Source organism: Bacillus sp. L_1B0_5 (assembly GCF_000836715.1).
Classification (GTDB): Bacteria; Bacillota; Bacilli; order Bacillales; family Bacillaceae_G; genus Bacillus_A; species Bacillus_A thuringiensis_S.
This window is the reverse complement of sequence record NZ_JXIS01000083.1, coordinates 1-3604: the sequence shown is the minus strand read 5'-3', so window position 1 is coordinate 3604 and position 3604 is coordinate 1. Positions and strand designations below refer to the sequence as shown.

The window sequence follows — 3604 nt, the reverse complement described above, 5'->3', positions numbered from 1 at the left end:
TTCATTTAGTTATCCATTGTTTGCACCGCATGGTCTGGAAATAGAGGGAATGAGTATAATTAAAGTTCCAACTCCGGATGGTGAACAACTATTTCGAGTGGCAGCTCCTAAGGTCAGTATGGGTGAGATTACAGCGCAATGTTATCACATTTTTTATGACTTAACAGAAAATCTAATTGAAGACATTTTTGCCGAAACAACAAATGGTAATGGAGCTATGAATCGTATGTCAGCAGGATGCCAATACAAGCATCCTTTTCAGTTTTATTCAGATGTGCCAAAGATAGCCAGTGCACGTATTGTCCGTAAAAATCCTGTGGAAGCATTATTGGATTCTAGTCAAGATAATTCATTTGTTAATCGTTGGGGCGGCGAATTAAAACGAGATAATTTTGATGTGAAGATGCTACTAAATCGCGGTATGGATCGTGGAGTAGTGATTCGCCATAAGAAAGATTTATTAGGATATGAAGGTAATGTGGATTGGAAAAGTCCCATAACTAGAATCATGCCACAAGGTTTTGATGGGTTATTTCTTCCTGAAAAGTATGTGGATAGCCCACTTATAAATAAGTATCCGCATCCTAAAATCAAAGTGGTTGAATTTAAACATATTAAAGCAGCTATTGGTGAAAATGCTGACGATGAAGATGCAGTTCCGTTAGAAGAAGCATATAGGTTATTACGCCAGGCAGCTAAGGATATGTTTGCTATTCAAAAGGTTGATCAGCCTAAAGCAAATTATAACGTTAAGTTTCAGGAGTTATCACAAACGGAAGAGTATAAGAATTATAAGCATTTACAAAGTGTTTATGTGGCAGATACGGTTACGGTTGAGCATCAAGAAGATGGTATTGATATAAAGGCGAAGGTAATTGCATATAAATATGATCCAATAAAAAAAGAGTATCTGGATATAACCATTGGTAACTTCAAAGAATCCTTTACGGACGTTTCCGGTAGGGTTGATCTGGTACAAGAAGAGTTATCCAATATGCCAGGCTCTATTTTGGATGCAGCAAAAGCAAATGCTACAAGCCTTATTAATTCTGGGTTCGGAGGACATGTTCGTGTTTATCCAGATCGTATTTTAATTATGGATACGAAAGATGAAAAGAGTGCGAAAAAGGTTTGGCAATGGAACTTGAATGGATTAGGGTATTCTTCCACAGGTGTGAATGGCCCATATGGAACTGCCATTACAAGTGACGGCAGAATTGTTGCTGATTTTATTACTGCAGGTACGTTGAGTGGAAATCTTGTGCAAGGTGGAGAAATAACAGGTGCAACATTACGAACTTCAGATAGTGTCAACTATGTAAATATTTCAAAGCAATTCATCCGCCTGTATGAGTCATCTAAAACAAGGGTGTTTGTAGGGTATTACAAAAATAGTAGAAATGAAATACAGCCTACTCTTATTTTAGGTGGAGATTCAGATTCCACAGGAGCAAATGGTGCTATTATGGTGTACCAATTCTCGGATACGAGCGTTAAGTCTGGTGGAATCGGAATTACAAAAGGACTCGAGGGCAATGGATACTTGAATGCAGCCTCTTTATACTTTTCCCAAACAGGGAATGCAATGCTTGATGCTGATAAAACGATTGTCCTAAATGCTCAAAGTGATATGAGGTTTAAAGTCAAAGATCAGTTTCGCTTTTATCGTAATGACAATTGGATTGCGAGTATTGGAGTGTCATCTGGAGGAGATACAGATATCGTACTTCCAAATGCGATGATACGAAATTCGAGTTACGAAAATGGTTATATTCAAATAAAGACAGCTCTTGGATCGTATTATCATGGGATAATCGCTTCAGATTTCAAAGTTTCCTCAAAAGAAACATATAAAACCAATATCCGGCCTATTGCATTCAGTGCACTTGAAAAAGTAATGGAATGGGAAATTAAACAGTACAATTTGAAAAATGATATTCCAAAACTGTATGAGATGCGTATGAATCGTAAAGAAGGAGAGCCAACGATTACTACAGATGCAATTCCTACACATTATGGTTTAGTTATTCCAAAAGAAGCAGAGGAAAATGGTGTAGGCTTATACGGAATGCTTTCACAATTGACGAGCGCGTTTCAAGAGTATGTGATGAAAACGGATGCCAGATTGGAAGGATTAGAGCCGTTAAAACCTAAAGGAAACATAAAGAATAGGAACAGAGTAAAACGTCAGAGAAGACCGCCCAGACATGTAAAAAGGAGTAGCTAGAAAGAGGTGTAGTCATGCGAAATGAGGAAATTATGATAGATTTAGCAGATCCTGTGTTTACAAAAACAATTCGTTCTCGGCAGAATGACAAGAATGGATTGAAGCTTACTGTGTACGTAAGAGAAAAAGGGGAGAAGGTGGATTTAACAGGATATGCGGTTAAATATGAAGCAACAAATCATACAGGAGTATTCATTCGAGATGATGCTCAAATAGTTGATGCAAAGAATGGTGTGTTTTCATATACGTTTACAGCTCAAGCTGTTTCCACATCGGATGATTGGACAGCTTATTTTGTTATGGAAAAAAGTACAGAACGAATGAGTACACCAGATATTCGTATTACATTAAGACGTGATGTGAAAGAAGGAAATATTAAAATCGAAAACTATATTTCTGAGTTTGAGATTATTAAGAAAACGTTGGAAGAGTTACAACAGAAATTAAATGCTATAGATGTTGTTAAGAAAAGCGGAGACACCATGACAGGTGACCTGAATCTTCATGTAGGTTTAGCTTTGAAGCGTATTACGTCTAAGGATAGCACAAAAGATTTGATCTCATTAGCGTTTGGATCAAACGGATCGTTTTGGATTGAAGACCGTCAGAATAACAACTTGAATATTCTCCACTACGATAACACTAATAAGAGGTTAAACGTAAATATAGATACCAATCTCATGAAGAAGAGTAACGACTCGTTCACAGGGCTTACACGATTCTCTCAGAATGCTCAGCTTATGATGGCTCAGCCTGACGAGGCTACAGGTGCTTCTGCTCGTGGGTTACACTACATGGATAAAGACACAGACGGAAGCGTTAATCGTGGTGGATTTGGACGTTTCAAAGGGGCTAAAAATGGTGAAGAATATCTATACATGGGGTTCGGTACGAATCCTTGGGATTCTCAAAGTGGTTTAATAGTTCGTCCTGATGGATCAGCAACCTTGAAAGGTAAAAAGATAGCAACCGCTGATAATGATACAGGATGGATTAACCTTCCTACAACTGGGGTAGAGAATGTTACTGATAGAATTTTGAAGTACAAGAGAAGTGGGGAACAAGTTAATGTGATTGGTTCTATTCGAAATGCGCAAAACGCAACAGTATTTGCTACACTTCCAGTTGGATGTAGACCCGTTCAAGACATTGCGGTTCCAGCTATTATGATAACTGGAGGAGTGAATACAAACTTTTGTGAAGTTACAGTAAAAAAAGATGGTGGGATTTTCGTGAATGGTGTTCAAAGTGGAAGTACTTTTCATATTGCAATGAGCTTTTTAATTTAAATATTACAGATTAAGCGTGCATAAGCAGGCTTTTTTATTTTGTATAAAATAGGGCTTTTGTAAAAAGTTAACTCATGTATTCACTCAG

At 37.6% G+C, this 3604-nt stretch carries 2 protein-coding genes; both read left to right on the top strand.

Annotated features, from left to right (window positions below; all coding sequences use genetic code 11):
• Positions 1 to 2227 (top strand): phage tail spike protein (locus RT27_RS34890; RefSeq protein ID WP_043937756.1); only part of this gene is annotated, 2227 nt, incomplete at its 5' end.
• 14 nt (positions 2228 to 2241) lie between these two features.
• Complete coding sequence (locus RT27_RS23760; protein WP_043937754.1) at positions 2242 to 3516, top strand: BppU family phage baseplate upper protein; 1275 nt, start codon at positions 2242 to 2244, stop codon at positions 3514 to 3516.
• Positions 3517 to 3604: the final 88 nt, after the last annotated feature.

Bases quoted from the DNA above. Each gene is read 5' to 3' on its own strand.
- RT27_RS23760 (WP_043937754.1), top strand. From the start codon at position 2,242: ATGCGAAATGAGGAAATTATGATAGATTTAGCAGATCCTGTGTTTACA.